The organism is Mesorhizobium sp. M0166 (assembly GCF_040322255.1).
Classification (GTDB): Bacteria; Pseudomonadota; Alphaproteobacteria; order Rhizobiales; family Rhizobiaceae; genus Mesorhizobium.
On sequence record NZ_JAMYTD010000008.1, the window covers coordinates 35,125 to 57,444 of the forward strand.

Consider the following 22,320-nt stretch of genomic DNA (forward strand, 5'->3'; position numbering starts at 1 on the left):
CTAAGCGGATTTGCGCCGAGCGGCTTTGGACTTGGCGCCCTTTGCCGGGCGTCCGGTCTTTGCCGGCGTACCGGCTTCCGACGAAAGGCTCTTCTTCAGTGCATCGAAGAGATTGACGACGTTGGAGGGCCGTGGTTCCGCCTTGGTCTTCGGTGCCTTCTTGCCGGCCTTCTTGGCGCGGACCAACTCGATCAGCGCGTTTTCGTATTTGTCCTCGAATTCGGAAGGATCGAACTTTGCCTGTTTCTCATCGACGATGTGTTCGGCCAGCCTGATCATCTCGGCGTCGGTCTTCACCGGCTTGATGTCCCCGAACACGATCTCGGGCCTGCGAACCGTATCGCCATAGCGCAGCGTCGTCAGCAGCAGACCCTTGCCCGACGGCTCGATGACCACCGGACGTTCGCGGCGATAGAGCACAATGCGGGCTAGCCCCGCCGTCTTCTTGGCGGCCATGGCGTCGCGGATGACGGCGAAGGCCTCTTCCGAGACCTCGTCAGCAGGCGTCACATAATAGGGCGTATCGAGATAGATCTGCTGGATCGAGGATTTTTCGATGAACCCATCGAGGCTCATCGTATGCGAGGATTCGATCTGCACGGCTTCGATCTCCTCCTCCTCGATTTGGACGAAGTCGCCGTCGCCGATCTCGTAGCCCTTGATCTCGTCGCCTTCATCGAGCGGCTTGCCGCTTGCCGAATCGACATAGACGCGCTTGACGGTATTGCCGGTTTTGCGGTTGAGCACGCGGAACGAGACTTTCTCGGCCTGGGTGACGACATTGGTCAGTTCGACGGCGCAAGTGACCAGCGAAAGCTTGAGATACCCTCTCCAGGCGGGGCGCGGCGCCATGACAAACTCCCTGCGCGACAACGTTCAACCGAGAACGGGCAAAGTCCGTTCCGGTTCCGGCGGCGCAAAAGGCAAGTCCGGGGTTTCGGCCCAGCCTTGCCTTGAACTCAATTCTTTATCGCAGCCCTACTCGGCGGCTTGCAGGTTGATCTTGCTTTCCGCCATCTCGGTAAGCTTGCGGTCGGTCGCCTGTTCCTCCTTGAGATTGTTGGCCAGCACATTGGCGCAGTCGCTGCGGCCCAGTTGCTTGGCCCAGGCAATCAAGGTGCCGTAACGGGTCATCTCATAATGCTCGACCGCCTGGGCCGAGGCGATCAGCGCAGCGTCGAGGACCTCCTTGTCGGCGATGTCGCCGCTGACGTCGTCGGCCTCTTCGAGAATGCCGTCGATGGCCGGGCAGTCGACCTGCTTGGCCTTCACACCGTGCAGTTCGAACACCTGCTCGACACGCTGGATATGACCCTTGGTCTGGGCGAGATGTTTCTCAAAGCCGGCTTTCAGCTGCGGATCACTCGCCTTGTCGATCATCTTCGGCAGCGATTTCTCGATCTGTTTTTCAGCGTAATAGATGTCGCGCAGCGTGTGCACGAACAGGTCATCGAGTGTTTTGATATCCTTCGAAAAGAAGCCCATGGCCTTTGCCTTTCCATTGCTCTTGCAGTTTCGGATTTTTTGGCTGCGGCCCAACCCGAGCACCGCAGCCTGCGGAACCGGTTCGTCCCGGCACTGGGAAATGAACGTGCGGCTGACGGGCGGGTTCCTGGTTTTCCGGCCGCGTGCACGGAAATTTCGCGGTCCAGCAAAAACCTGAAACAAACCGCGCCTCTGCGACATTCAGGCGAAACATATGTGATGCAAAAGTCACACTGGGCGAAATGCCGACGGACTGCATGGAAACACCGCGAATCAGCCGCATTCCAGCCATGAACAAAGGCATTTTCGACCAGAGATTAACATCGCGTTCACCGACTATTCACGCCTGGACGCTATGATCCCCGCAATTCGGAAGGGACATCCGAAACGGGACAGGGACCGAGTAAAATGAGCTTCTGGAATCAAATCGCCGGCTATGCCGCCGCCATCCGCGAATTCGTCGCGCCGACCTATAGGCCCGAGCGCTATTACATGCGCGGCCCAGGCCCCGCCTGCGCGCGCCGTGGCAACACGCTTGGGATCGGCGTGCACTGATGATGAGCATGGAGAGCCGTCACGACAGCCGTATCTGCCGGCCTGACGCCGACAATCGGTCGACGACCTATCGCGCCGAGCGCCCTGCGCTGACCGACAGACGGCGTGCGACACCGCCAAGCCTCTAGCATTCCGGGCTTTGATCCAGCCGCCGGCAGGCCTAGTGTCGCCTGACACCAGCTGCCGGGCGCCCCGTGATCGTCAAGCCGAACCATTCTCCTGAGCCGCCAGAATTCGAATCGAGTCGCCCGTTGATCGTGTTCGACGGTATTTGCGTGTTGTGCTCGGGCTTTGTGCGCATGGTGGTGAAGCTCGACCGCAAGGGCCGCTTCCATTTCGTAACGGCGCAGTCGCGCTTCGGCGAGATGCTGTTCAAGAAATACGGGCTGCGGACGGATCGCTACGAGACCAATCTCGTCATCGTCGATGGCGCCGCTTTCACCCGCCTGGACAGTTTCGTTGCCGTCATGGCCGAACTCGGCTGGCCGTGGCGGGCGGCGCGGATCCTGCTGTTGTTGCCGCGCCCGCTTCGCGACTGGCTCTACGACCGCATCGCAAAGAACCGCTACGCCCTGTTCGGCAAGAAGGACAATTGCGAAATCCCTTCCGCCGAGGTGAGGGCAAGATTGATCGGCTAGGCTCACTGCCGTGGCCGGGAGCGGCGCGAGGCATTTTGGGGGGAACTGCGGATGAAGGTTCTTGTCGTCGGCGGCTATGGCACCTTTGGCGGTCGCACCATCGAGCTTTTGGAGGGCGAGCCGCGTCTGATCCTCTTCGTCGCCGGGCGCTCGCTCGCCAAGGCTAACGCATATTGCAAGAAGCGCGCCCCGGCAGCAGCCCGGCTGGTGCCGGCACTGTTCGACCGTGACGGCGATCTTGCCGCGCAACTCGCCGCATTTGAGCCCGATATTGTAGTCGACGCGAGCGGTCCGTTCCAGGCTTATGGCGAGGGGCGCTACCGCCTGATCGAGGCCTGCATCGCCCGGCGCATCAACTATCTCGATCTAGCCGACGGCTCAGATTTCGTCGCCGGTGTCTCCGCGTTCGACGAGGCGGCGCGAAACGCCGGCGTCTTCGTGCTGTCCGGCGCCTCGAGCTTTCCGGTGCTGACGGCGGCGGTGGTGGGTCATCTGTCTTCGGACCTGACGCGGGTCGACGGCATTCGCGGCGGCATCGCGCCTTCGCCCTTTGCCGGTGTCGGCGGGAACGTCATCCGGGCTATTGCCGGTTATGCCGTCCCGAACAAGGCCGTCCGTTCACCGAACAACTGCGCTACACCATCGCGCCGCCAGGCCGGCTGCCGCTTCGAAACACGCTGTTCTCGCTGGTCGACGTTCCAGATCTGCGCGCCTTGGCCGCGCTTTGGCCGGAGGCGAAGACCATCTGGATGGGAGCCGGGCCGGTACCCGAGGTGCTGCACCGCGCCCTGATCTGCCTCGCCTGGCTGGTGCGTGCCGGATTGATCGGTTCGCTTTTGCCGCTGGCGCCGCTGATGCATCAGGCAACGAACCGGCTGCGCTGGGGCGAGCATCGCGGCGGCATGTTCGTCGAGGTGGAGGGATCGGACCAGGCGGGCGCCATCGTCAAGCGCTCGTGGCATCTCTTGGCCGAGGGCAATGACGGGCCGCTGATCCCGTCGATGGCGGTCGAAGCTCTGGTCCGCAAAGCGCTGGCCGGACAACAGCCGGCGCCGGGCGCACGGGCGGCGGTGCGCGATTTGGAGCTCCGGGATTATGAGGCCCTGTTCGCCGGGCGGACGATCTACGCCGGCTTCAGGAATGGGACCGCGGACGAGGACAAGCCGCTTTATGCCGAGCTGCTCGGCAATGCCTGGCAAGGCCTTCCCGAGGCAATTCGGTCAATGCATGACCGTACGATCACCGCCGCAGGTCGTGCGCGCGTCGAACGCGGGCGCAATGTTCTTGGCCGGCTAATGGCCTGGATGGTCGGCTTCCCCCGGGGCAAGCGAGGACATCCCGGTTCATGTCCGCTTCGACACCGACAAGGACGGCGAGACCTGGACCCGGACATTCGGCAGGCACAGTTTTTCGAGCCTACAGTTCGCAGGCCGGGGTCGATCGCAGCGCCTGCTGTGCGAACGCTTCGGCCCGCTGACCTTCGCGATGGCGTTGGTTGCCGAAGACGGCCGGCTGGCACTGGTCTTGCACCGCTGGAGCTTTTTTGGCCTGCCGCTTCCGATGTGGCTCGGTCCACGCTCGACTTCCTACGAAACGGTGGAGGATGGCCGCTTCCGCTTCCATGTCGAGATCTCGCATCCGCTTGCCGGCATGATCGCCCGCTACCGCGGCTGGCTGGAGCCCTCCGACCCGCACGGCTCCAGCGAGATCGTGCCGCCTGCCAGCTTGGCCAGTTCGCGACAGTCCCGCGCCGTGCACAGCGTCCAGCCCTGACCCGTGGCGCCCGAGGCGGCGAGCACGAGGCGCCGCTGTGGCCCGACCTTGGGCGCATAAACCCACCAGCCGTTTCTCAGCACCGAGCCTTGCGGCGGCTCCATCCCGGCGCCCGATCCCTTGATGCGGGCCTCGACCAGCTCCAGGCCGGACGGCAGCACCTTCCAGTCTTCCTGCCACTGGGTCTTCTCCACCGAATGCACCCAGGACAGCGTGAAGGCAGCGACCGCGAGCGTCACCGTCTTGCCGGCCGCGACGATGCAGAGGCTCATGCCGAGTTGGCCAGCGAAGCCTGTCGCGCGCGCCAGCAGTGCCAGCCGATCCAGGCAAGAGACAGCGCCCAGCCCGCCTCGTCGGTGAGCGGCAGTGCAGCAACCAGCAGCACGCCGGCGGCGAAGGCGACGAGGCGTTCCCACCAGGCCATGCGCCGGGCGAGAAATCCGACGGCGGCGGCGCCCCAAAGGACAATGCCCATGCAGGCCTTGATGACGATATAGGCGACCTCGACGGGATAGCCGAAATGGGCGGCGATCGGGCCGGGGTCCTGCAGCATCAGCGCCGGGGTATAGACCGCCATGAACGGCACCACGAAGCCGGCAATGGCAAGCTTGGTGGCCTGGATGCCGATCTTGAGGCCGCTTTCCTTGGCCATGGGTGCGGCGGCGAAGGCGGCCAGCGCCACAGGCGGGGTGAGATCGGCCATGATGCCGAAATAGAAGACGAACATATGGCTGACCACCAACGGCACGCCGAGCGACAGCAGCGCCGGCCCGGCCAGCGACGAAGTGATGATGTAGTTGGGAATGGTCGGTATGCCCATGCCGAGCACCAGGCAGGTGAGCATGGTCAAAAGCAGCGACAGGAACAGATTGTTCTCGCCGATCGAGATGATCCAGCCGATGAAGGTCGAGGCGATGCCGGTGAGCGTCAACGTGCCGATGACAATGCCGACAATGGCGCAGGCAATGCCGACCGGCAGAGCGTTCTTTGCTCCCTCGGCAAGGGAATCCACGCATATGCGCAGCGTCTCGCGCCCCCTTTGAAAGTGAGGCATGCGACGACCAGCACGGCGATGACCAGGCTGAGGATGTTGACGCCGAATTTCATGAAGGAAGCCGCGGCAAGCCCGAGCGCCAGCCAGAAGACGATGCGGAAGGCGAGCGACCCGATCGATGCCGCAAGCGGCGTGCCGAGGATAAGCACAATGGTCAACGCCAGGCCCATGGTGCCGGCGAACACCGGTGTGTAGCCGGCAAACAGCAGGTAGATCAGTGCTGCGAGCGGCAGTACCAGCGGCCAATGTTGTCTCACCGCATCCCACGGATTGGGCAGGTCGGCCTTGGCCATTCCGTGCAGGCCGGCCTTGCCGGCCTCCAGGTGCACCTGCCAGAAGCAGGCGCCAAAATAGAGCAGCGCCGGAATGATCGCCGCCTTGACCACCGCGGCATAGGGGATGTTGAGCGTCTCGGCCATGATGAAGGCGACCGCGCCCATCACCGGCGGCATGATCTGGCCGCCCATCGACGAGGTCGCCTCGACGGCGCCGGCGAAGGCCGAGCGGAAGCCGAAGCGCTTCATCAGCGGGATGGTGAACTGGCCGCTGGCCACCACATTGGCGACGCCGGAGCCGGAAATGGTGCCCATCAGCGCCGAGGACAGCACGCAGACCTGTGCCGGGCCGCCGCGCCATGAGCCGACCAGGCCAAGCGCAAAGTCGTTGAACAGGGCGATCATGCCGGCGCGCTCAAGAAAGGCGGCGAAAACGACGAAGATGAAGATGTAGGCGGCCGAGACATAGATCGGCGTGCCGTAGATGCCTTCGGTGCCATAGGCGAAGGTGTCGACGAGCTGGGCGAAATCATAGCCGCGATGGATGAAAGGCGGCGGCAGATGATTGCCGGCAAATGCGTAGGCGAGAAAGATGAAGGCAATGACGGCAAGCGGCAGCCCCATCAACCGCCGCGCCGCCTCGAAAACCAGCACGACCAGCACCGCGCCGACGATCAGGTCAGGCGTGGTGAGAAAGCCGGAGCGGCGGATGAGGTCGGCATAGAACACCCAATTGTACAGACCGGTGGCGAAGCCAAGCACGCCGAGCGTCCAGAACACTGCTTTCGCCGGGACGCTTTTGGCGCGCAGATTGGCGATTAGGGCAAAGCCGAGCAGCAGCAGGAAGCCGACATGCATGGCGCGTACGACCTGGCTCGGCAGGCTGCCATAGGCGGCGATGTAGACCTGGAAGATGGAGAAGGCGATGGCGATAAAAAAAGCCGCCTTGCCGGCGATGCCTTCGCCGAAGCCCGGCGGCAATCCTTCGACAGGAGCTTCCGCTGTGGGGGAAAGAACGGTCGGGGTTACGGTCATTAGCGAGGTTCCTGGCGGGGCGCTCCAGCGAAGCGAGGCGGGTGGGGGTGGGTGCGGCAGTGCGCGGCCTCAACCGACCCCACCCGTCTATCCGCCTTCGGCAGCTGTTCACCTTCTCCTCAAGGGGGGATGGCTCCTTATTTCACCAATCCCTTTTCCTTGTAATACCTCTCGGCGCCTGGATGCAGCGGCACCGGCATGCCGTCGAGCGCCTTGGCCGGGTCGATCGCCTTGGCGGCGGCGTGGGCAGCGGTGAGTTGGTCGAGATGCTCGAACAGCAATTTGGTCATCTGGTAGGCGGTCTCGTCGGAGACATCGGCGCTGGTGATCAGGAAATTGCCGACGGCGGCGGTCGCGACATCCTCGGTTTGGCCCTCATAGGTGCCCTTGGGGATGACCACGGAAAGATAGGGCGAGCCGATCTTGGCGACGTCCTCCGCCGGCACGGCAACGATGTTTACCGGCACTGAGGTGGCGAGATCACGGATCGACGCGACCCCAAGGCCGGCCGACTGCAGCGTGGCGTCGAGCTGGCGGTTCTTGATCAGCTCCACCGATTCGGCGAAGGGCAGATATTCGATCCGCCCGAGGTCTTCGTATTTCAGCCCGGCAGCGGCGAAAATGGTGCGGGCGTTGAGCTCGGTGCCTGAGGCCGGCGCGCCGACCGAAAGGCTCTTGCCCTTGAGATCGGCTAGCGTTTTGATACCGGACTCCTTGCTGGCGACGATCTGGATGTAATTGGGATAGATGGCGGCAATGCCGCGCAGCTTGTCGAGCTTGCCTGGGAAGCCTGCTTCGGTGTTGCCTTCGGCGGCCAGCTTGACGGAATCGCCGAGCGCAAAGGCGATCTCGCCCTTGCCTTGCTGCAGCAGGTTGAGGTTTTCGACCGACGCTTTCGTTGCCTGCACCTGGGTGCGCGCGCCTTCGATGCCCTTGCCGTAGATTTCCGATAGCGCGACGCCGAGCGGATAGTAGACGCCGGACGTGCCGCCGGTCAGCACGTTGATGAATTCCTGTGCCTTGGCCGATACCGCGCCAAGGCCAAGCGACAGCGACAGCACGCCGGCTGCAACAAATTTCGTCCTGAAATTGAGCATGCGATTTCCTCCCTGAAAATTCGCCGCCGTGCCCTCCTCTGCGGCACGAAGCGAGGCGAGTTTAGACAGCGGGCGGGAAATGCCAACCCGCAATAGCAGCGATTAGACGAACGGCTAAGCAGTGCCCCAGCACATCGGCGCTTGCGCGAGATCGCATCGCGGCCGAAAGATTTTTCCAGCGCCTGTCGAAATCGGGCAGGGCCGCGCGACATACGTCCGGCTCGCAACGATGCGGCCTTAGAAACGGGAGAAGACGATGCGATATATGCTTTTGATTTACAACGACGAAGCCTCGATGGCCACCACGCCGAGCGAGAAGACCTACGAGATCAGCGCCGCGTATGGCGCCTATACCGAAGCGTTGAAGAAATCCGGCGCGTGGCTCGCCGGTGACCGGCTGAAACCAACCCAAGCCGCCACCTCGGTGCGAATGGCCAACGGCAAGACCAATGTGCTCGACGGCCCCTATGCCGACACCAAGGAACAGCTTGCCGGTTTTTACATGATCGAGGCTGAGGACGCCGATGCCGCCATCGCATGGGCGGCGCGTTGTCCGGGCGCCAGCACCGGCACGATCGAGGTACGGCCGATCTGGGAAATGACGGAGTACCTGTCTGAGAAATGACCATGTGATGGACAATCACCCCGAGGTCGCGCGGGCGGCGGCGGAAGCGGCCGCCCGGCAAAGCTACGGCAAGCTGGTCGCCTATCTCGCCGCGCGCACGCGCGACGTGGCCGCTGCCGAGGACGCCTTGGCCGATGCCTTTGCTGCGGCGCTCGAACGTTGGCCACAGGCGGGCGTGCCCGACAAGCCGGAAGCCTGGCTGCTGGCGGTGGCACGCAAGCGCCGCGTCGACGCGGTCAGACGGCGGCTGACACGCGAGGCGGGCCGCGACCACCTCAGACTGATCGCCGAGGAGATGGAGGCGCGCATGGCCGAGGAAGACCTGCCGGACGAGCGGCTCAGGCTGATGTTTGCCTGTGCCCATCCGGCAATCGAGGCCGGCGTGCGAGCACCGCTGATCCTGCAGACGGTCCTGGGCTTCGACGCAGCGACCATCGCCTCGGCTTTTCTTGTCTCGCCAGCCACGATGAGCCAGCGCCTGGTGCGCGCCAAAATGCGCATTCGCGAGACAGGCATTCCGTTCCGCGTGCCGGAGCGGGCCGAGCTCGGCGAGCGGCTGGGCACCGTTCTGGAAGCAATCTACGCGGCGTTTGCCGAAGGTTGGTCCGACCCGGCCGGCACCGAAACGCGGCGCCGCAATCTCGCGACCGAAGGCATCTGGCTCGGCCGGCTGGTCGCCTCGCTGATGCCGGATGAGCCGGAAGCACTCGGCCTGCTGGCGCTGATGCTGTTCGCCGAGGCGCGGCGTGCAGCCCGGCGCAATGCGGCGGGTGACTATGTGCCGCTGGCCGAGCAGGATCTTGCATTGTGGGACGACACCCTGATCGATGAAGCGGAGGCGCTGCTCGGGCGCGCGGCCGCCAAGGGCGTTGTCGGCCGCTATCAGCTCGAGGCCGCCGTGCAGTCCGCCCATACGACACGGCGGCTGACCGGTTGTACCGACTGGGTCGCTATCAAGGAGCTCTACGACGCGCTGTCGGTGATTGCCGGCTCGCCGGTGGTGGCGATCAACCGTGCGGTGGCGATTGCCGAGGCCGAAGGTGCTTCGGCAGGATTAGGCGCGCTTGACCAACTCAGCGGCGACAAGCGGCTGTATGACTATCAACCTTACTGGGCCGCCCGCGCGGGCCTGCTGGCCAGACTCGGCAAAGTTCCGCAAGCGAGCGAGGCCTATGACCGGGCTATCGGCCTCGAACGCGATCCGGCCGTGCGCCGGTTCCTGCAGGAACGACGGGCAGGGCTCGGCCATGCGGAAAGACACTGAGACAAGGCGGAGTGCTTAGGCCGGCCACATGTCGTGGGAAGCATTCAGCCTCTTCATTACCCGATGTTCCCGCAAATTGGCCCACAGGCGTTCGATATTCGGCCAAGCGGTTGGAACCGTCGCGACCTCCGGATGCCAGGCCACCAACATGACGAGATAGATGTCGGCCAGCGAGAGCCGGTCGCCGGCCAGCCAGTCCCGGCCTTCGAGGGCGGCATCGAGAATGGCGAAGCTGCGATCCATTTCCGAGACCGCCGTCTGTTTGACGGCATCCACGCCGCCAGCGTCGGCCGTGTAGCGATCAGCGTAGTAGAACCGCAGGTTGGCCGCATAGATGACGGAGGACATGAAAAACATCCAGCGCAGGAAGTCAGCACGGTCAGGTGTGTTCGCTGCCGGCGCTAGAGCTGCTTCCGGGTGGCGTTCGGCGAGCAGAATGCAGATTGCCGCCGACTCGGTCATCGAGCGTCCGTCCGGCAAGACCAGCACCGGCACCTGGTTCAAGGGGCTGATGTCTAAAAAGGCCTGGTCGAGTCGGCCCTTCGGAACGTCGATCCGGTCGAAAGGCACACCTGCCAAAGCGAGCGCCGCCTCGACGACAAAGCCGCCGGTATTGGCACGCGTATAGAGCTTGTACATGAAGTCCTCCGCCAGGCAGCGACGATTTGATACGGAAGTGACCCGCCGCTCAAAGCGAACGACGCCCGCCACAGGTGGTTTTTCAGCGGTCCACGCCGAAGCGTTGATACAGAACGTTTGATGCCGGAGGGCATCGCGAAGGATCGCTACGAACCGGTCAAAAACGCTCGTGTCTAAGCGCCCAATCCCTCAAACAGGATCGTCGAGAGATAGCGCTCGGCGAAGGAGGGGATGACGACGACGAGGTTCTTGCCCTTGTTCTCGGGCCGCGAGCCGACGACGATCGCCGCTTGCAGGGCGGCACCCGACGAGATGCCGACCGGCACACCTTCGAGCCGAGCGACGAGCCGTGCATTGGCAACCGAATCCTCGTTCGAGACCTTGACGATCTCGTCATATATCGTCGTGTCGAGGATTTTTGGCGCGAAGCCGGCGCCAATGCCCTGGATCTTGTGCGGGCCTGGCTGGCCGCCCGACAGCACCGGCGAGGCTTCCGGCTCGACGGCGACGACATGCACCGAGGGCTTGCGCTTCTTCAGCACCTGGCCGACGCCGGTGATGGTGCCGCCGGTTCCGATGCCGGCAACGAAGATATCGACTTCGCCATGGGTGTCGTTCCAGATTTCCTCGGCCGTGGTGCGGCGATGGATTTCTGGATTGGCCGGGTTTTCGAATTGCTGCGGAATGACAGCGTCGGGCAGCGTTGCCGCCAGCTCGTCCGCCTTGGCGATGGCGCCCTTCATGCCTTTCGGCCCTTCGGTCAGCACCAGTTCGGCACCGAGCAGCGCCAGCATCTTGCGGCGTTCGACGGACATGGTTTCCGGCATGGTCAGGATCAGCTTGTAGCCCTTGGCGGCGGCGGCAAAGGCGAGCGCGATGCCGGTATTGCCCGAGGTCGGCTCGATCAGAGTGGTCTTGCCGGGCGTGATCCTGCCCGAAGCCTCCAATGCCTCGATCATCGACACGCCGATGCGGTCCTTGACCGAGGCGATCGGGTTGAAGAATTCGAGCTTGGCCAGCAGATTGGCGACGACACCCTTCTCCCTAGCGAATTTATCAAGCCGCACCAGCGGTGTGTCGCCGATCGTCTCGGTGATCGAATTGTAGATGCGGCCACGGCCGGGCACGTGTGTGGGGGTGGCGGGCTTGTTCATTGATTTTCCTCCCAAAGGTCAAGCGGCAAGAGTCGGGGCGGGCATAGGATAGAGCCATCCACCGCGCAAGATAGGCTGTCGATCGAAAAATATCCGAGTGAAGTTCGTGCTGAATACCCCCGCCCTTGCAAGGCGTGGCAATCGTTGGGCGGATTGGTGAAAGAGATCTATTGGCGGGCGGCAATTGCCGCGGCCGCACCGACCATGAAGCCGGCGGCGGTGCGGTTGAGTGCCCTCAGCGCCCGCGGCGACTTCAGGAACCAGCGCGCCTTGGCCGCCAGCGCCAAATAGGGCACCAGCACCACGAGCAGGACGACGATCGTGATCGCGACCAGGATGCCGTAATCGGCCAGCGTGATCGTCTTCAGATCGACGATGGTCGGGGTGATGGCGAGATAGAAGATCATCGTCTTCGGATTGCCGAGCGTGACCGCGAGGCCGGCTACGAAGCTGGATGCCAAGCCGCCCTTGCCTTTCTTCGCCTCTACCGTCTCCGGCGTGATGCCGCTCGTCCAGAAACGCCAGCCAAGAAAAGCGAGGTAGGCGACGCCCAGCCATTTGATGGCCAGGAAGACAATGCCGAAGGTTTGTGCGACGAAAGCCAGGCCGAGCACCACGGCAGTGAGATAGGTCAGGTCGCCGAGCATCAGCCCGAACGACATGGCGAGCGAAGAGCGGAAGCCGGAACCCAGCGCACGCGCAACAAGCGCGGTGACGCCTGGGCCGGGGATGGCTGCGGCGATGCCGAGGGCGGCGCTATAGGCGAGGAACCCGGTGAGTGTCATGATTCGCGCTTGTCGCACAATGTTGAGGTTGGGTGAATTCCCTCGGCCCGAATTCGATTGCGCCAGCGCAGCAGGCGCCACCGCCGTTCAGGAGCGGCCGTCTTCGTAGGTAACGCGCCAGATGGTGCCGTTGCCGTCCTCGGTGACGATCAGCGAGCCGTCCTTGGCCATCGCGACACCGACCGGGCGGCCCCAGACGGCGTCGTTCGAGATGACGAAGCCGGTCATGAAGTCCTCATATTCGCCGGTCGGCTTGCCATCCCTGAATTTGAGCCTCACCACCTTGTAGCCGGTCCTGGCGCCACGGTTCCACGAACCATGCATGGTGACGAAAGCGTCACCTTGGTAATCCGTCGGAAAGTTCTTGCCGTCGTAGAAGGCTATGTTTATCGGCGCCGAATGCGCCTGCATCAATACATCGGGGACAGTGGCCTTGCCGGCGAGGTCTGGCCGCTCGCCCTGATGGCGGGAATCCTCGTTATTGCCGATGTAGTACCAAGGCCAACCATAGAATCCGCCGTCCTTGACCGCAGTTGCAAATTCGAACGGCACGTTGTCGCCGAGTTCGTCGCGCTCATTGACGACGCACCACAATGCGCCGGTGGCGGGCTGCACAGTCATGCCCGTACAGTTGCGCAGGCCGGTGGCGACCGTTCGGGGGTTTTTCCCATCCGGATCGAAGGCGAGCACGTCGGCACGGCCGTCCTCGGAGCCCCAGGCCGCCCCGAGCGGCTTTGATTTGGCCCAGGCGTCGAGGCCGCTATCCGGCTCCTTGCCTATGTCCTCGGCGACGTTCGAGGCGGAGCCAACCGACAAATAAAGGGTTTTGCCGTCCTCCGAAAAGGCGATGTCGCGGGTCGTGTGACCGCCCGACGGGATTTTGGCGACAATGGTTTCTGGTTTGCCGGATGTCTTCAGGTCGCCGTCGCGATAGGGGAAGCGGACGATGCTGTCGCTGTTGGCGACATAAACCCATTGCGGTTTGTCTCCTGGCGGATAGAAGGCGATGCCGTAGGGATAATTGAGCCCCTTGGCGAAGATCGCTTTCTCGATGGGCTTGGCGCTGCCCTCGGCGAGACGATAGACGCGTATTTGGTCGGCATGGCTGTTGGCAACAAAGAGGTCGCCATTCGGAGCGACGCGCACGACACGTGGATTGACGATGCCGGATGCGATCATTTCAGCCGAAAAGCCCGGCGGCAATTCTGGCTTGGCGCTTTCGGGCCGTTCCGCCACGCCGGCGCCGTTCGAAGCGGATTGGGCGGGGTCGGCTGCCGGCATGTCTTGCGGCCCGATCAGGCGGCGGACGCCAGGCCTGTCGGCGTGCCAATCGCCGAACGCGGCTTCGCCTTTGAGCACATTCTGGTCCGCCTGCTGGGCGGCTGCCGGTGTCGCAACAAGGAGGGCAGCGGCAACGGCCGCAAAGCCGCCAGATCGGATCATCAACGTCCTCCGGGATTCGCCTCGAACAGGGCAAACGGCATCAGGCATTGATCGTTCCAAGCGGTCGTCCAGCACACGAGGATTTGAAGCCGAACCCGTTCAGTTGCCAGAGGCGTAAAAGTCGTCGTCGAGGCGCTTTTCCAGCGCGACCAGATCGGCCGGCAGCGGCAAACCCATCGCCCGCATCTCTTGCAGCTTCTCGCGCAACTGCTCTTGCACCTCGTGCTGATCCTCTGGCTGGTTGATCATTTCTTCGAGCAGCAGACTGATCTGGGCCTTGAACGATTCCAGCGCCATTCTTTTCTCCTCCTTGCGGCAGGCCCGCGGCGGCTCCTAGCTCAGCATGCGCGAAATCAGCTGCGCGGTATAGTCGACCATCGGTACTATGCGCGCATAATTCAGCCGCGTCGGCCCGATGACGCCGAGCGCACCGACGACGCGTGCGTCCTTGTCGCGATAGGGCGCCACTACCAGCGAGGAGCCAGACAGCGAAAACAGCTTGTTTTCCGAACCGATGAATATACGCACGCCCGGGCCTTCCTCGGCGAGGTCGAGAAGCTGGATCAGCCCATCCTGCGTCTCCAGATCCTCGAACAGATGCCGCAACAACTCTATGTCGGCCTGGGCAGTGACGTTTTCCAGGAGATTGGCGCGGCCGCGCACGATAAGCCGCCCAGGCACGCCGCTTTCAGCGCCTGCCCAGACCGCCAGGCCCTTCTCGACCAGATCCTGCGACAGCGTGTCGAGGGCTGCCCTGGTCTCTTCCTTGATGCGGGCGATCTCGACCCGCGCCTCGGCCAGGGTGCGGCCGCGGATATGGGCGTTGAGGAAGTTGGAGGCTTCGTGCAATTGCGAGATGGTGATGCCGGCGGGCAGATCGATGACGCGATTTTCGACGTCGCCGTTCTGCGAGACCAGCACGGCCAGCGCCTTGGTCGGCTCGAGCTGGATGAATTCGATGTGCTTAAGCGCCACCTCATTCTTGGCGGCGAGCACGAGGCCGGCGCCGCGCGACATGCCGGACAGCATCTGGCTGGCCTCGGTCAGCATATGCTCCAGCGTCGCGCCCGAGCCGGAGGCGCGCACCTGCGCCTCGATGGTGCGGCGCTCCTCGTCGGAGAGGTCACCAAGTTCCATGAAAGCATCGACGAAGAAGCGCAGGCCTGCCTGGGTCGGCAGCCGGCCAGCCGAAATGTGCGGCGCATAGATCAGACCGAGATGCTCAAGGTCGCTCATCACATTGCGGATGGTGGCCGGCGACAGCGACGACGGCAGGATGCGCGACAGGCTGCGCGAACCGACCGGCTCGCCATCCCTCAAATAGGAATCGACGATGCGCCGGAAGATGTCGCGCGAACGCATGTCGAGCGATTGAAGCGCGGGCGATTGCAGCGCGTGCGACGGGAGCACGTGCGACTGCGAGCCGGGATCGACTGCCTTTGTCATTTCGAGCCAAACCTCCGCCCCGAAGATATAGACTTCCGCGGCGGCGGCGCAACCGGTCCATTTTCCTTTGCGCCTCACGTCCCGTGCGGCTACAAGCCGGCCAAGATTCCCCGGCCAAGATTCCGAAGAAAGAAAGAAGCCTGAATGCGCCCTTCCAAACGCCAATTCGACGAAATGCGCCCCATCTCCTTCGAGCGCGGCGTCTCCAAGCATGCGGAAGGCTCGTGCCTGGTGAAGTTCGGCGACACGCATGTGCTGTGTACGGCCAGCCTGGAGGAAAAGGTGCCGGGCTGGATGCGCAACTCCGGCAAGGGCTGGGTGACGGCGGAATACGGCATGCTGCCGCGTTCGACCGGCGAGCGCATGCGCCGCGAGGCTTCGGCTGGCAAACAAGGCGGCCGCACGCTGGAGATCCAGCGGCTGATCGGCCGCTCCCTGCGCGCCGTGGTCGATCTGCAGGCCCTCGGCGAGCAGCAGATCACCGTCGACTGCGACGTGATCCAGGCCGACGGCGGCACGCGCACCGCTTCGATCACCGGCGGCTGGGTGGCGCTCTACGACTGCCTGCGCTGGATGGAAGCCCGCCAGATGGCGAGCTTGGGCAAGGTGCTGAAGGATCATGTCGCGGCGATCTCCTGCGGCATCCATGATGGTCAGCCGGTCATCGATCTCGACTACATCGAGGATTCCTCGGCCGGCACCGACGCCAATTTCGTCATGACCGGCAAAGGCGGCATCGTCGAGATCCAAGGCACGGCCGAGGGCGAGCCGTTCTCGGAAGAGCAGTTCGCGGCGTTGATGGAGCTCGCCAAGAAAGGTATTCAGCGCCTGGTCAGCTTGCAGCAAATGGCGGTGGCTTAGCTGCCTTCAATATTGATGAGATTGGCGATCCTGTGACTCCTTCCGCAATCCTGGAATCAGCACTCTACGTGACGGACCTTGCTGCCGCGGAACGGTTCTATTCGGGCGTGCTCGGGCTCGATCTGCTCGGCAAGGTCGATGGCAGGCATCTCTTCTTCCGCTGCGGCGACGGCGTGCTGCTTATCTTCAATGCCGAGGCGACCAAAGTGCCGCCGCCGGCCGACGCCAAGGTCAAAGTACCGCCGCATGGCGCGGTCGGCGAGGGCCATCTTTGCTTCGCCGCAAGCGCGGATGAAATCCCACGCTGGAAAGCGCATCTCGAGGCGAAAAAAATCGCCATCGAAAGCGAGTTCGAATGGCCGCAGGGCGGCTGCTCGATCTATATTCGCGACCCGTCGGGCAATTCGATCGAATTCGCCGAGCCAAGAATCTGGGGCACCTGATGCATTCGCCAGCTGTTCATTCGCCAACTGTTCACTCGCTTGACGGGCATAAGATCGTCGTCGCCAGCCATAACGCCGGCAAATTGCGGGAATTCGCCGATCTGATGGCGCCATTCGGCATAGAAGCGAAGTCCGCAAAGGAATACGGCTTGCCGGAGCCGGACGAGACCGGCACCACTTTCGAGCAGAACGCCCTCATAAAAGCCTTGGCTGCCGCCAAGGCCACTGGATTGCCGGCGCTGTCGGACGATTCCGGCCTGTGTGTCGATGCGCTCGACGGCGCACCCGGCGTCTACACCGCCAACTGGGCTGAGACGCCGGACGGCTCCCGCGACTTCGGCATGGCCATGCAGCGCACGGAAGTGGCCTTGCAAGAAGTTGGCGCGATCACGCCTGCCCAGCGCAAGGGCCGCTTTGTCGCGCTCATCTGCCTGGCCTTTCCCGATGGCCAGGCGGAATATTTTCGCGGTGAGGTCGACGGCACGCTGGTGTGGCCGCCACGCGGCGAGCTCGGCTTCGGCTACGATCCGGTGTTCTTGCCCAACGGGTTCGAAAAGACCTTCGGCGAGATGAGCGCGGAGGAAAAGCATGGCTGGAGGCCCGGCCAGCCAACCGCATTGTCGCACCGTGCCCGCGCCTTCCAGAAATTCGCCCAAGCCCGATTGGCCGCCGCATGACCATGCTGCTCGACCGCAGGCCTGGTTTCGGCGTCTACGTCCACTGGCCGTTCTGCGCGGCCAAATGCCCCTATTGCGACTTCAACAGCCATGTCCGCCACCAGCCGGTCGACCAGGAGCGTTTTGCCCGCGCCTTCGAGACCGAGCTGGCGACGATGCGCGGTCGCACCGGGCCGCGCGAGGTGACCAGCATCTTTCTTGGCGGCGGCACGCCGTCGCTGATGAAGCCGCAGACCGTGGCGGCGGTGCTGGATGCCGTGGCGAAGAACTGGACGGTGCCCGACGGCATCGAGGTGACGCTGGAGGCCAATCCTTCCTCCGTCGAGGCCGAGCGCTTTCGCGGCTATCGCGCGGCCGGCGTCAACCGGGTGTCGCTTGGCGTGCAGGCGCTGAACGACAAGGATCTGCGCTTTCTCGGCCGTTTGCACAATGTCGATGAGGCCCTGCATGCGATCGGCCTGGCGCGCGAGATTTTCCCACGGTTGTCCTTCGACCTGATCTACGCGCGACCCGGCCAGACGCCTGAGGCGTGGCAGACGGAGCTCGAGCAGGCGATCGGCCACGCCGCCGACCATCTGTCCCTGTACCAGCTGACCATCGAGGAAGGCACGCCGTTCCATGCACTGCATGCGGCCAGGAAATTCATCATTCCAGACAATGAGCTTGCCGCCGATCTCTACGCGCTGACGCAGGAGATCACCGCCGCACACGGACTGCCGGCCTACGAGATTTCCAACCACGCCAGGCGCGGCGCCGAAAGCCGGCACAATCTCACCTATTGGCGCTATGGCGAATATGTCGGCGTCGGTCCCGGTGCGCACGGCCGCTTCGTCGAGAGCGGGCGGCGCGTGGTGACGATCGCCGAGAAAATGCCGGAGACCTGGGCCAATCTGGTCGAGGCCAAGGGCCATGGCGTTACCGGCGGCGAGATCCTGACGCGGTCCGAAGAGGCCGACGAGTTCCTGCTGATGGGACTGAGGCTGGCCGAAGGCATCGACCTTTCCCGCTATGAGGCATTTTCAGGGCGCGGCCTGTCGACGGCACGGCTGTCGGTGCTGCAGGACGAAGGCCTGGTGGCGCCCATCGGCAATGCCCGCCTGCGCGCCACGCCGGCCGGCATGATCGTGCTCGATGCGGTCGTGGCGGATCTGGCCAGATAGCACGTTGAAGAACGTTCTCTTCATCTGCAGCCAGAATCGCTTGCGCAGCCCGACGGCGGAGCAGGTGTTTTCCAAGCGGCGGGACATCGAGGTCGCTTCGGCCGGCACCAATCACGATGCCGACACTCCGTTGACGCATGAACTCGTCGCCTGGGCCGACATCATCTTCGTGATGGAAAAAACGCACCGCGCCAAACTGCAGCAGAAATTCAAGACAAGCCTGAAAAAGGCTCGAGTAATCTGCCTCGATATTCCCGACGACTATGCGTTCATGGACCCGGCTCTGGTGGGCCTGCTGGAGGCGCGTGTCTCCAAGTATCTGGGTTGAATGATACGTCGCGGGGCATCGCAACCGCGCTTCGAGAACTGCCTCGACCAATCACTAAGGTTTGCGGGGGTCAAGCCTCGTGCTTGTGGCGGTGTTTGGCGCGATCTTTTTCGCTGGTCTCTCCGGAACGGGCCGGCTTGATCTCGCTTTTGTCACGCGAGGCATGGTGCTGGTCGTCTGTGGGATGTGATGCTGCACCGTCGCGGGCGCTTTTTGTTTCGAGGCGGGTGATGAAAATGTCGAAGCGATTGGGCATCGTCCGGTCAGTGCTCCGTCGTGCTGTCGGTTTCGGTTGCGGGCTTGCTCTCTGCCGATCGCTGGCGTGCAAGCGGCTTCTTGGCTCTGCCATCTACGGCTTCGGCAGGCCGGGCCGAAGAGCATGGCGCGGCAAAGCGCTTGCGGCCGGCATAGTAGGGTTCGAAAACGTCCTGTATCGCCAGGCTGTCCATCCTGCTCCTCCCGAGATCAGGGGTAAAATTCGCCGGCAACGGTTTCGTTCCCTACTATGGCGAAGGCATGGCGGCCGGTTCACATCGGCATCCCTTTTAGAACCCGGGCGTTCGCAACCCAGACTTTTGCAACCAAGCGTGAGCCGTGCCAAACAGGGTCGAACGGAGTTGTGCAGGTGACCGGCGAATTGGCCAAACGCAGTTATGTGGTCGGACAGACCGAGATTGCCGCCCGGCCGCTCGAGCCGGCGCTCTATCTGGTGGCGACGCCGATCGGCAATCTTGCCGACATCACGCTTCGCGCGCTGGAAACGCTCGCCGCCGCCGATATCGTCGCCTGCGAGGACACACGTGTCAGCCGCGTGCTGCTCGATCGCTATGGCATCCGCCGCCGCACTACCGCCTACCATGAGCATAATGCCGGCGAGGCCGGGCCGAAGCTGATCGCAGCACTCCTGGCCGGGCAGAGCGTGGCGCTGATCTCGGATGCCGGCACGCCGCTCATCTCCGACCCCGGCTACCGGCTGGTCGGCGAGGCGCTGGAACGCGGCATTCGTGTCGTGCCGATCCCCGGCCCATCAGCAGCACTTGCCGCTTTGACGGCATCCGGCCTGCCTTCGGATGCCTTTCTGTTTGCCGGCTTCCTGCCGGTGAAGACCGGGCAGCGGCTGACGCGGCTGGAAGCGTTGAAGGCGGTGCCGGCAACGTTGATCTTCTTCGAATCACCGCGCCGGCTGGCCGAGACGCTCAATGCCATGGTCGAGGCACTGGGCGGTGTCCGCAAGGCGGCGATCGGCCGCGAGCTGACCAAGACTTTCGAGGAGATGCGGACCGGCACCCTGCAGTCGCTTGCCAGCCACTACGCCGCCGCAGACACGCCGAAAGGCGAAATCGTTATTTGCGTCGGCCCGGCCGATGCGGTCGCTGATGAGCCTGAAGACATCGACCGGCTTCTGCTTTCGCTGGCCGCCGAGATGCCGGCCTCCAAGGCAGCGGCGGAAGCCGCCAAGATGACGGGTGGCCAGAAGCAGGCGCTCTACCGGCGGCTGCTCGACCTCAAGAATGCCGGAAGAGATGGAGCCGGCGGAGACGGCGATGGCTGAACGGCCGAGCGCCAGCCGGCAAAAGGCCTACCGGCGCGGCCATCACGGTGAATGGCTGGCGGCAGCGGCGCTGATGCTGAAGGGCTATCGGATTTTGGCCCGCCGCCACCGCACTAGGTTCGGCGAGATCGACCTGATCGCGCGGCGCGGCGATCTGGTACTGATCGTCGAGGTCAAGGCGCGCCGCACGCTGATGGAGGCAATGGAAGCAGTCGGCCGCGAATCGGAGCGCCGCATCGAGGGTGCCGCCGATTTCTGGCTGTCGCGCCAATCCGACTACGGAAAATTATCGGTGCGCTTCGACATGGTGGCGGTGCTGCCGTGGCGCTGGCCGGTGCATGTCGAGAACGTTTTCTACGGGCGGAGCTAGGCTATTCCCGAAGTGGGGCCGGTTTTGCTGCGATCTCCGGTTCAGATCATGTTGCCTGTCGTCTCGTCGATGGGAACAAGGAAGTCGTGCCGTTTGCTGACCTTCGATGCGCCGCGCAAAGCGGACGTCCGGCAGGAGGCGTTCGGGGTTTTTCGTCGGCAGCCCTCGATCATGTGCCGGCGCTCACCTGCGTTCGCTCAATTGTTCAGTTTGTCTACCTGACTGGAACAAAAGCGTTCCGGCGTTGTTCTCCAATCGTCCTGATGTTCGACGGGCTGGTTCAAATGCCGGCCAGGGCAGTCCTCGTGGCAGCTATGCGAGGACAAGGGATGGCGAGGCAAATGGATCCTGACGATCTCAACCCGGAACGGATCGTCACCGTGTTCGGCGGAACCGGCTTTCTCGGGCGAAGGATCGTGAAGCGGCTCCTGGAAAGGGGTTTCACGGTCCGTGCCGTATCTCGCCATCCGGCTCGCGTGGCACTGGTCTTTTCCCCGATTACAAGGATGCCCGAAGCAGTCGAGGCGGATATATTGGATACGTCCTCGATCGGGTCGGCCATTACCGGATCACAGGTGATCGTGAATGCCGTCAGTCTTTACGTCGAGCAGGGCGTCCAGACCTTTGAACGCGTCCATGTGAAAGCCGCGGCCGATCTCGCTGCCGCGTCGCGCAACGGCGAGGTCGACCAGTTCGTCCAGATTTCAGGGATCGGCTCCGATCCTCAATCGGATTCGAATTACATAAGGGCACGTGGGCGCGGAGAAGTTGCCGTGGAAAGCGCCTTTCCCGGCGCTTTCATTGTGCGTCCCGCCGTCATACAGGACCTGACGACGCTTTCCTCACGACCATTGTGAGGATGATACGCCTCCTGCCGGTCTATCCGCTGTTCGGCGATGGTGGCACACGGCTTCAGCCGGTCTATGTGGCAGACGTCGCAGAAGCAGTGAGCCGGCTGATCGACGGGCGAACCCACAAGGGTTCATCCATATTCGAATTCGGTGGCCCGCGTATCTATACCTATAAGGAACTGCTTCGGGAGATCGCCCGACAGCTCGATACGCACGTCAAGCTGATGCCGGTGCCGTTTGCGGTATGGGACGCCTTGGCTGGCGTCGCGGAACTCCTCCCGGCCGCCCCCATAACGCGCAGCCAGATCGATCTTATGCGTCAGGATAATGTGGCAGCAATTGACGCGCCGGGCCTGAAGGAACTCGACGTCGAGCCGCGGGACATCGACGAGGTGATCCGCGCGATCGAACAGCGCCGTGGCGCAGGCTCGCACTCGTCTCCATAGGACGGCCCCCTGATCCTGGCGGGAACCTATCGCCGCGCGACAGGTTGGTCGAGCTTGAAGCCAATGAAAGAAGGAAAAGAACTATGGCCAGATGCGATCAATGCGGGAATGACTACGATAAGGCTTTCAAAGTGACGATGGCCGAGGAGACCTACACATTCGACAGCTTCGAATGCGCGGTCCAGAAACTTGCTCCGATATGTCCGCACTGCGCATGCCGGATCATCGGACATGGCGTCGAACAGGATGACATCATCTACTGCTGCGCACATTGCGCCGCGGAGGAAGGTGCGAACGCGCTAACCGATCGCGCGCCTTGACGCACCTCCTTTGGCGTCTCCAGGGCGAGCATTCCGAATGACTG

The 22,320-nt window shown here is 63.3% G+C and carries 27 protein-coding genes and 1 pseudogene; 16 read left to right on the forward strand and 12 right to left on the reverse strand.

Features of this window, described 5'->3' with window-relative positions:
* Together ku and NKJ46_RS12085 are read right to left on the reverse strand one after the other, a co-directional pair.
* A complete protein-coding gene (gene ku / locus NKJ46_RS12080; protein WP_352665181.1) occupies window positions 1–852 on the reverse strand; it encodes a non-homologous end joining protein Ku in 852 nt (283 codons plus the stop codon).
* 126 nt (window positions 853–978) lie between these two features.
* A complete protein-coding gene (locus NKJ46_RS12085) occupies window positions 979–1,485 on the reverse strand; it encodes a YciE/YciF ferroxidase family protein (protein ID WP_352469066.1) in 507 nt (168 codons plus the stop codon).
* Window positions 1,486–1,893: 408 nt separating this feature from the next.
* Between NKJ46_RS12085 and NKJ46_RS12090 the strand changes: the two genes are divergently transcribed.
* The 4 genes from NKJ46_RS12090 to NKJ46_RS12105 all read left to right on the forward strand — a co-directional run bounded on the left by NKJ46_RS12090 (window position 1,894) and on the right by NKJ46_RS12105 (window position 4,451).
* Window positions 1,894–2,040, forward strand: a complete 147-nt coding sequence (locus NKJ46_RS12090; protein WP_352491190.1) for a hypothetical protein — start codon at window positions 1,894–1,896, stop codon at window positions 2,038–2,040.
* Window positions 2,041–2,297: 257 nt separating this feature from the next.
* Window positions 2,298–2,678: a thiol-disulfide oxidoreductase DCC family protein gene (locus NKJ46_RS12095; RefSeq protein WP_352491268.1), complete on the forward strand. Its 381-nt coding sequence runs from the start codon at window positions 2,298–2,300 to the stop codon at window positions 2,676–2,678.
* Window positions 2,679–2,729: 51 nt separating this feature from the next.
* Entirely contained in the window at window positions 2,730–3,470 is a 741-nt protein-coding gene (locus NKJ46_RS12100) for a saccharopine dehydrogenase NADP-binding domain-containing protein (RefSeq protein ID WP_352665182.1), read from the forward strand.
* 543 nt (window positions 3,471–4,013) lie between these two features.
* On the forward strand, window positions 4,014–4,451 hold the full coding sequence (locus tag NKJ46_RS12105) for a DUF4166 domain-containing protein (RefSeq protein ID WP_352665317.1): 438 nt from the start codon (window positions 4,014–4,016) through the stop codon (window positions 4,449–4,451).
* On the opposite strand, the gene NKJ46_RS12110 is transcribed toward NKJ46_RS12105, so the two are convergent.
* The 3 genes and pseudogenes from NKJ46_RS12110 to NKJ46_RS12120 all read right to left on the reverse strand — a co-directional run bounded on the left by NKJ46_RS12110 (window position 4,340) and on the right by NKJ46_RS12120 (window position 7,912).
* A complete protein-coding gene (locus NKJ46_RS12110; RefSeq protein WP_352665183.1) occupies window positions 4,340–4,723 on the reverse strand; it encodes a DUF1850 domain-containing protein in 384 nt (127 codons plus the stop codon). The genes NKJ46_RS12105 and NKJ46_RS12110 overlap by 112 nt on opposite strands.
* A pseudogene (locus tag NKJ46_RS12115) lies at window positions 4,720–6,815 on the reverse strand (TRAP transporter permease). The gene NKJ46_RS12110 and the pseudogene NKJ46_RS12115 overlap by 4 nt, the downstream one beginning before the upstream one ends.
* A gap of 137 nt (window positions 6,816–6,952) precedes the next feature.
* Entirely contained in the window at window positions 6,953–7,912 is a 960-nt protein-coding gene (locus NKJ46_RS12120) for a TAXI family TRAP transporter solute-binding subunit (protein ID WP_352665185.1), read from the reverse strand.
* Between the two features lie 256 nt (window positions 7,913–8,168).
* Between NKJ46_RS12120 and NKJ46_RS12125 the strand changes: the two genes are divergently transcribed.
* Together NKJ46_RS12125 and NKJ46_RS12130 are read left to right on the forward strand one after the other, a co-directional pair.
* Window positions 8,169–8,537, forward strand: a complete 369-nt coding sequence (locus NKJ46_RS12125) for a YciI family protein (protein WP_352665186.1) — start codon at window positions 8,169–8,171, stop codon at window positions 8,535–8,537.
* A gap of 7 nt (window positions 8,538–8,544) precedes the next feature.
* Window positions 8,545–9,801 carry an RNA polymerase sigma factor gene (locus NKJ46_RS12130; RefSeq protein ID WP_352665187.1) on the forward strand — a complete coding sequence of 419 codons (1,257 nt, stop codon included), beginning with the start codon at window positions 8,545–8,547 and terminating at the stop codon, window positions 9,799–9,801.
* Window positions 9,802–9,816: 15 nt separating this feature from the next.
* On the opposite strand, the gene NKJ46_RS12135 is transcribed toward NKJ46_RS12130, so the two are convergent.
* The 6 genes from NKJ46_RS12135 to hrcA form a co-directional block, all read right to left on the reverse strand.
* Window positions 9,817–10,440, reverse strand: coding sequence for a glutathione S-transferase family protein (locus NKJ46_RS12135; protein WP_352665188.1), 624 nt, complete (start codon window positions 10,438–10,440; stop codon window positions 9,817–9,819).
* 173 nt (window positions 10,441–10,613) lie between these two features.
* The gene (gene cysK, locus NKJ46_RS12140) at window positions 10,614–11,594 is read right to left on the reverse strand and encodes a cysteine synthase A (protein ID WP_023718844.1); all 981 of its coding nucleotides are present in this window, start codon (window positions 11,592–11,594) and stop codon (window positions 10,614–10,616) included.
* A gap of 167 nt (window positions 11,595–11,761) precedes the next feature.
* Window positions 11,762–12,379, reverse strand: a complete 618-nt coding sequence (locus tag NKJ46_RS12145) for a LysE family translocator (protein ID WP_352491197.1) — start codon at window positions 12,377–12,379, stop codon at window positions 11,762–11,764.
* Between the two features lie 87 nt (window positions 12,380–12,466).
* Window positions 12,467–13,822: a PQQ-dependent sugar dehydrogenase gene (locus NKJ46_RS12150; RefSeq protein WP_352665189.1), complete on the reverse strand. Its 1,356-nt coding sequence runs from the start codon at window positions 13,820–13,822 to the stop codon at window positions 12,467–12,469.
* A 99-nt stretch (window positions 13,823–13,921) separates the two neighbouring features.
* The gene (locus NKJ46_RS12155; protein ID WP_023678983.1) at window positions 13,922–14,119 is read right to left on the reverse strand and encodes a hypothetical protein; all 198 of its coding nucleotides are present in this window, start codon (window positions 14,117–14,119) and stop codon (window positions 13,922–13,924) included.
* Between the two features lie 36 nt (window positions 14,120–14,155).
* A complete protein-coding gene (gene hrcA / locus NKJ46_RS12160) occupies window positions 14,156–15,268 on the reverse strand; it encodes a heat-inducible transcriptional repressor HrcA (protein ID WP_352665190.1) in 1,113 nt (370 codons plus the stop codon).
* 144 nt (window positions 15,269–15,412) lie between these two features.
* Here hrcA and rph point away from each other — a divergent pair, with 144 nt between their 5' ends.
* From rph to NKJ46_RS12185, 5 genes are read left to right on the forward strand one after another with little or no spacing between them, the layout of a single operon-like run.
* Complete coding sequence (gene rph / locus NKJ46_RS12165) at window positions 15,413–16,129, forward strand: ribonuclease PH (RefSeq protein WP_352491199.1); 717 nt, start codon at window positions 15,413–15,415, stop codon at window positions 16,127–16,129.
* A 32-nt stretch (window positions 16,130–16,161) separates the two neighbouring features.
* On the forward strand, window positions 16,162–16,572 hold the full coding sequence (locus tag NKJ46_RS12170; RefSeq protein WP_352665191.1) for a VOC family protein: 411 nt from the start codon (window positions 16,162–16,164) through the stop codon (window positions 16,570–16,572).
* Complete coding sequence (rdgB, locus tag NKJ46_RS12175; protein ID WP_352665193.1) at window positions 16,572–17,249, forward strand: RdgB/HAM1 family non-canonical purine NTP pyrophosphatase; 678 nt, start codon at window positions 16,572–16,574, stop codon at window positions 17,247–17,249. The genes NKJ46_RS12170 and rdgB overlap by 1 nt, the downstream gene beginning before the upstream one ends.
* The gene (hemW, locus tag NKJ46_RS12180; protein WP_352665194.1) at window positions 17,246–18,409 is read left to right on the forward strand and encodes a radical SAM family heme chaperone HemW; all 1,164 of its coding nucleotides are present in this window, start codon (window positions 17,246–17,248) and stop codon (window positions 18,407–18,409) included. The genes rdgB and hemW overlap by 4 nt, the downstream gene beginning before the upstream one ends.
* Before the next feature lie 4 nt (window positions 18,410–18,413).
* Window positions 18,414–18,737 (forward strand): low molecular weight protein tyrosine phosphatase family protein, encoded by a 324-nt coding sequence (locus NKJ46_RS12185; protein WP_352665195.1) that lies wholly within the window; start codon window positions 18,414–18,416, stop codon window positions 18,735–18,737.
* 70 nt (window positions 18,738–18,807) lie between these two features.
* Here NKJ46_RS12185 and NKJ46_RS12190 read toward each other — a convergent pair whose 3' ends face one another.
* Window positions 18,808–18,993, reverse strand: coding sequence for a hypothetical protein (locus tag NKJ46_RS12190; protein ID WP_352491204.1), 186 nt, complete (start codon window positions 18,991–18,993; stop codon window positions 18,808–18,810).
* Window positions 18,994–19,362: 369 nt separating this feature from the next.
* Between NKJ46_RS12190 and rsmI the strand changes: the two genes are divergently transcribed.
* From rsmI to NKJ46_RS34755, 5 genes are all read left to right on the forward strand, one after another.
* Window positions 19,363–20,289 carry a 16S rRNA (cytidine(1402)-2'-O)-methyltransferase gene (gene rsmI / locus NKJ46_RS12195; RefSeq protein WP_352665196.1) on the forward strand — a complete coding sequence of 309 codons (927 nt, stop codon included), beginning with the start codon at window positions 19,363–19,365 and terminating at the stop codon, window positions 20,287–20,289.
* Window positions 20,282–20,659, forward strand: a complete 378-nt coding sequence (locus NKJ46_RS12200) for a YraN family protein (RefSeq protein ID WP_352469370.1) — start codon at window positions 20,282–20,284, stop codon at window positions 20,657–20,659. The genes rsmI and NKJ46_RS12200 overlap by 8 nt, the downstream gene beginning before the upstream one ends.
* Window positions 20,611–21,516, forward strand: coding sequence for an NAD(P)H-binding protein (locus tag NKJ46_RS12205; protein ID WP_352665197.1), 906 nt, complete (start codon window positions 20,611–20,613; stop codon window positions 21,514–21,516). The genes NKJ46_RS12200 and NKJ46_RS12205 overlap by 49 nt, the downstream gene beginning before the upstream one ends.
* 2 nt (window positions 21,517–21,518) lie before the next feature.
* On the forward strand, window positions 21,519–21,956 hold the full coding sequence (locus tag NKJ46_RS12210; protein ID WP_352665199.1) for a Rossmann-fold NAD(P)-binding domain-containing protein: 438 nt from the start codon (window positions 21,519–21,521) through the stop codon (window positions 21,954–21,956).
* Window positions 21,957–22,039: 83 nt separating this feature from the next.
* Window positions 22,040–22,276 carry a metallothionein gene (locus NKJ46_RS34755; protein WP_502903396.1) on the forward strand — a complete coding sequence of 79 codons (237 nt, stop codon included), beginning with the start codon at window positions 22,040–22,042 and terminating at the stop codon, window positions 22,274–22,276.
* Window positions 22,277–22,320: the final 44 nt, after the last annotated feature.

Excerpts from the sequence above, each read along its gene's own strand:
- NKJ46_RS12135 (WP_352665188.1), bottom strand. The coding sequence starts at position 10,440 with ATGTACAAGCTCTATACGCGTGCCAATACCGGCGGCTTTGTCGTCGAG.
- NKJ46_RS12145 (WP_352491197.1), bottom strand. The coding sequence starts at position 12,379 with ATGACACTCACCGGGTTCCTCGCCTATAGCGCCGCCCTCGGCATCGCC.
- ku (WP_352665181.1), bottom strand. The coding sequence starts at position 852 with ATGGCGCCGCGCCCCGCCTGGAGAGGGTATCTCAAGCTTTCGCTGGTC.
- rph (WP_352491199.1), top strand. The coding sequence starts at position 15,413 with ATGCGCCCTTCCAAACGCCAATTCGACGAAATGCGCCCCATCTCCTTC.
- NKJ46_RS12210 (WP_352665199.1), top strand. The coding sequence starts at position 21,519 with ATGATACGCCTCCTGCCGGTCTATCCGCTGTTCGGCGATGGTGGCACA.
- rdgB (WP_352665193.1), top strand. The coding sequence starts at position 16,572 with ATGCATTCGCCAGCTGTTCATTCGCCAACTGTTCACTCGCTTGACGGG.
- NKJ46_RS12125 (WP_352665186.1), top strand. The coding sequence starts at position 8,169 with ATGCGATATATGCTTTTGATTTACAACGACGAAGCCTCGATGGCCACC.
- NKJ46_RS12150 (WP_352665189.1), bottom strand. The coding sequence starts at position 13,822 with ATGATCCGATCTGGCGGCTTTGCGGCCGTTGCCGCTGCCCTCCTTGTT.
- hrcA (WP_352665190.1), bottom strand. The coding sequence starts at position 15,268 with ATGACAAAGGCAGTCGATCCCGGCTCGCAGTCGCACGTGCTCCCGTCG.
- cysK (WP_023718844.1), bottom strand. The coding sequence starts at position 11,594 with ATGAACAAGCCCGCCACCCCCACACACGTGCCCGGCCGTGGCCGCATC.
- NKJ46_RS12130 (WP_352665187.1), top strand. The coding sequence starts at position 8,545 with ATGGACAATCACCCCGAGGTCGCGCGGGCGGCGGCGGAAGCGGCCGCC.
- NKJ46_RS12200 (WP_352469370.1), top strand. The coding sequence starts at position 20,282 with ATGGCTGAACGGCCGAGCGCCAGCCGGCAAAAGGCCTACCGGCGCGGC.
- NKJ46_RS12120 (WP_352665185.1), bottom strand. The coding sequence starts at position 7,912 with ATGCTCAATTTCAGGACGAAATTTGTTGCAGCCGGCGTGCTGTCGCTG.
- NKJ46_RS12155 (WP_023678983.1), bottom strand. The coding sequence starts at position 14,119 with ATGGCGCTGGAATCGTTCAAGGCCCAGATCAGTCTGCTGCTCGAAGAA.
- NKJ46_RS12190 (WP_352491204.1), bottom strand. The coding sequence starts at position 18,993 with ATGCCCAATCGCTTCGACATTTTCATCACCCGCCTCGAAACAAAAAGC.
- NKJ46_RS12090 (WP_352491190.1), top strand. The coding sequence starts at position 1,894 with ATGAGCTTCTGGAATCAAATCGCCGGCTATGCCGCCGCCATCCGCGAA.
- hemW (WP_352665194.1), top strand. The coding sequence starts at position 17,246 with ATGACCATGCTGCTCGACCGCAGGCCTGGTTTCGGCGTCTACGTCCAC.
- NKJ46_RS34755 (WP_502903396.1), top strand. The coding sequence starts at position 22,040 with ATGGCCAGATGCGATCAATGCGGGAATGACTACGATAAGGCTTTCAAA.
- NKJ46_RS12085 (WP_352469066.1), bottom strand. The coding sequence starts at position 1,485 with ATGGGCTTCTTTTCGAAGGATATCAAAACACTCGATGACCTGTTCGTG.
- NKJ46_RS12100 (WP_352665182.1), top strand. The coding sequence starts at position 2,730 with ATGAAGGTTCTTGTCGTCGGCGGCTATGGCACCTTTGGCGGTCGCACC.
- NKJ46_RS12110 (WP_352665183.1), bottom strand. The coding sequence starts at position 4,723 with ATGAGCCTCTGCATCGTCGCGGCCGGCAAGACGGTGACGCTCGCGGTC.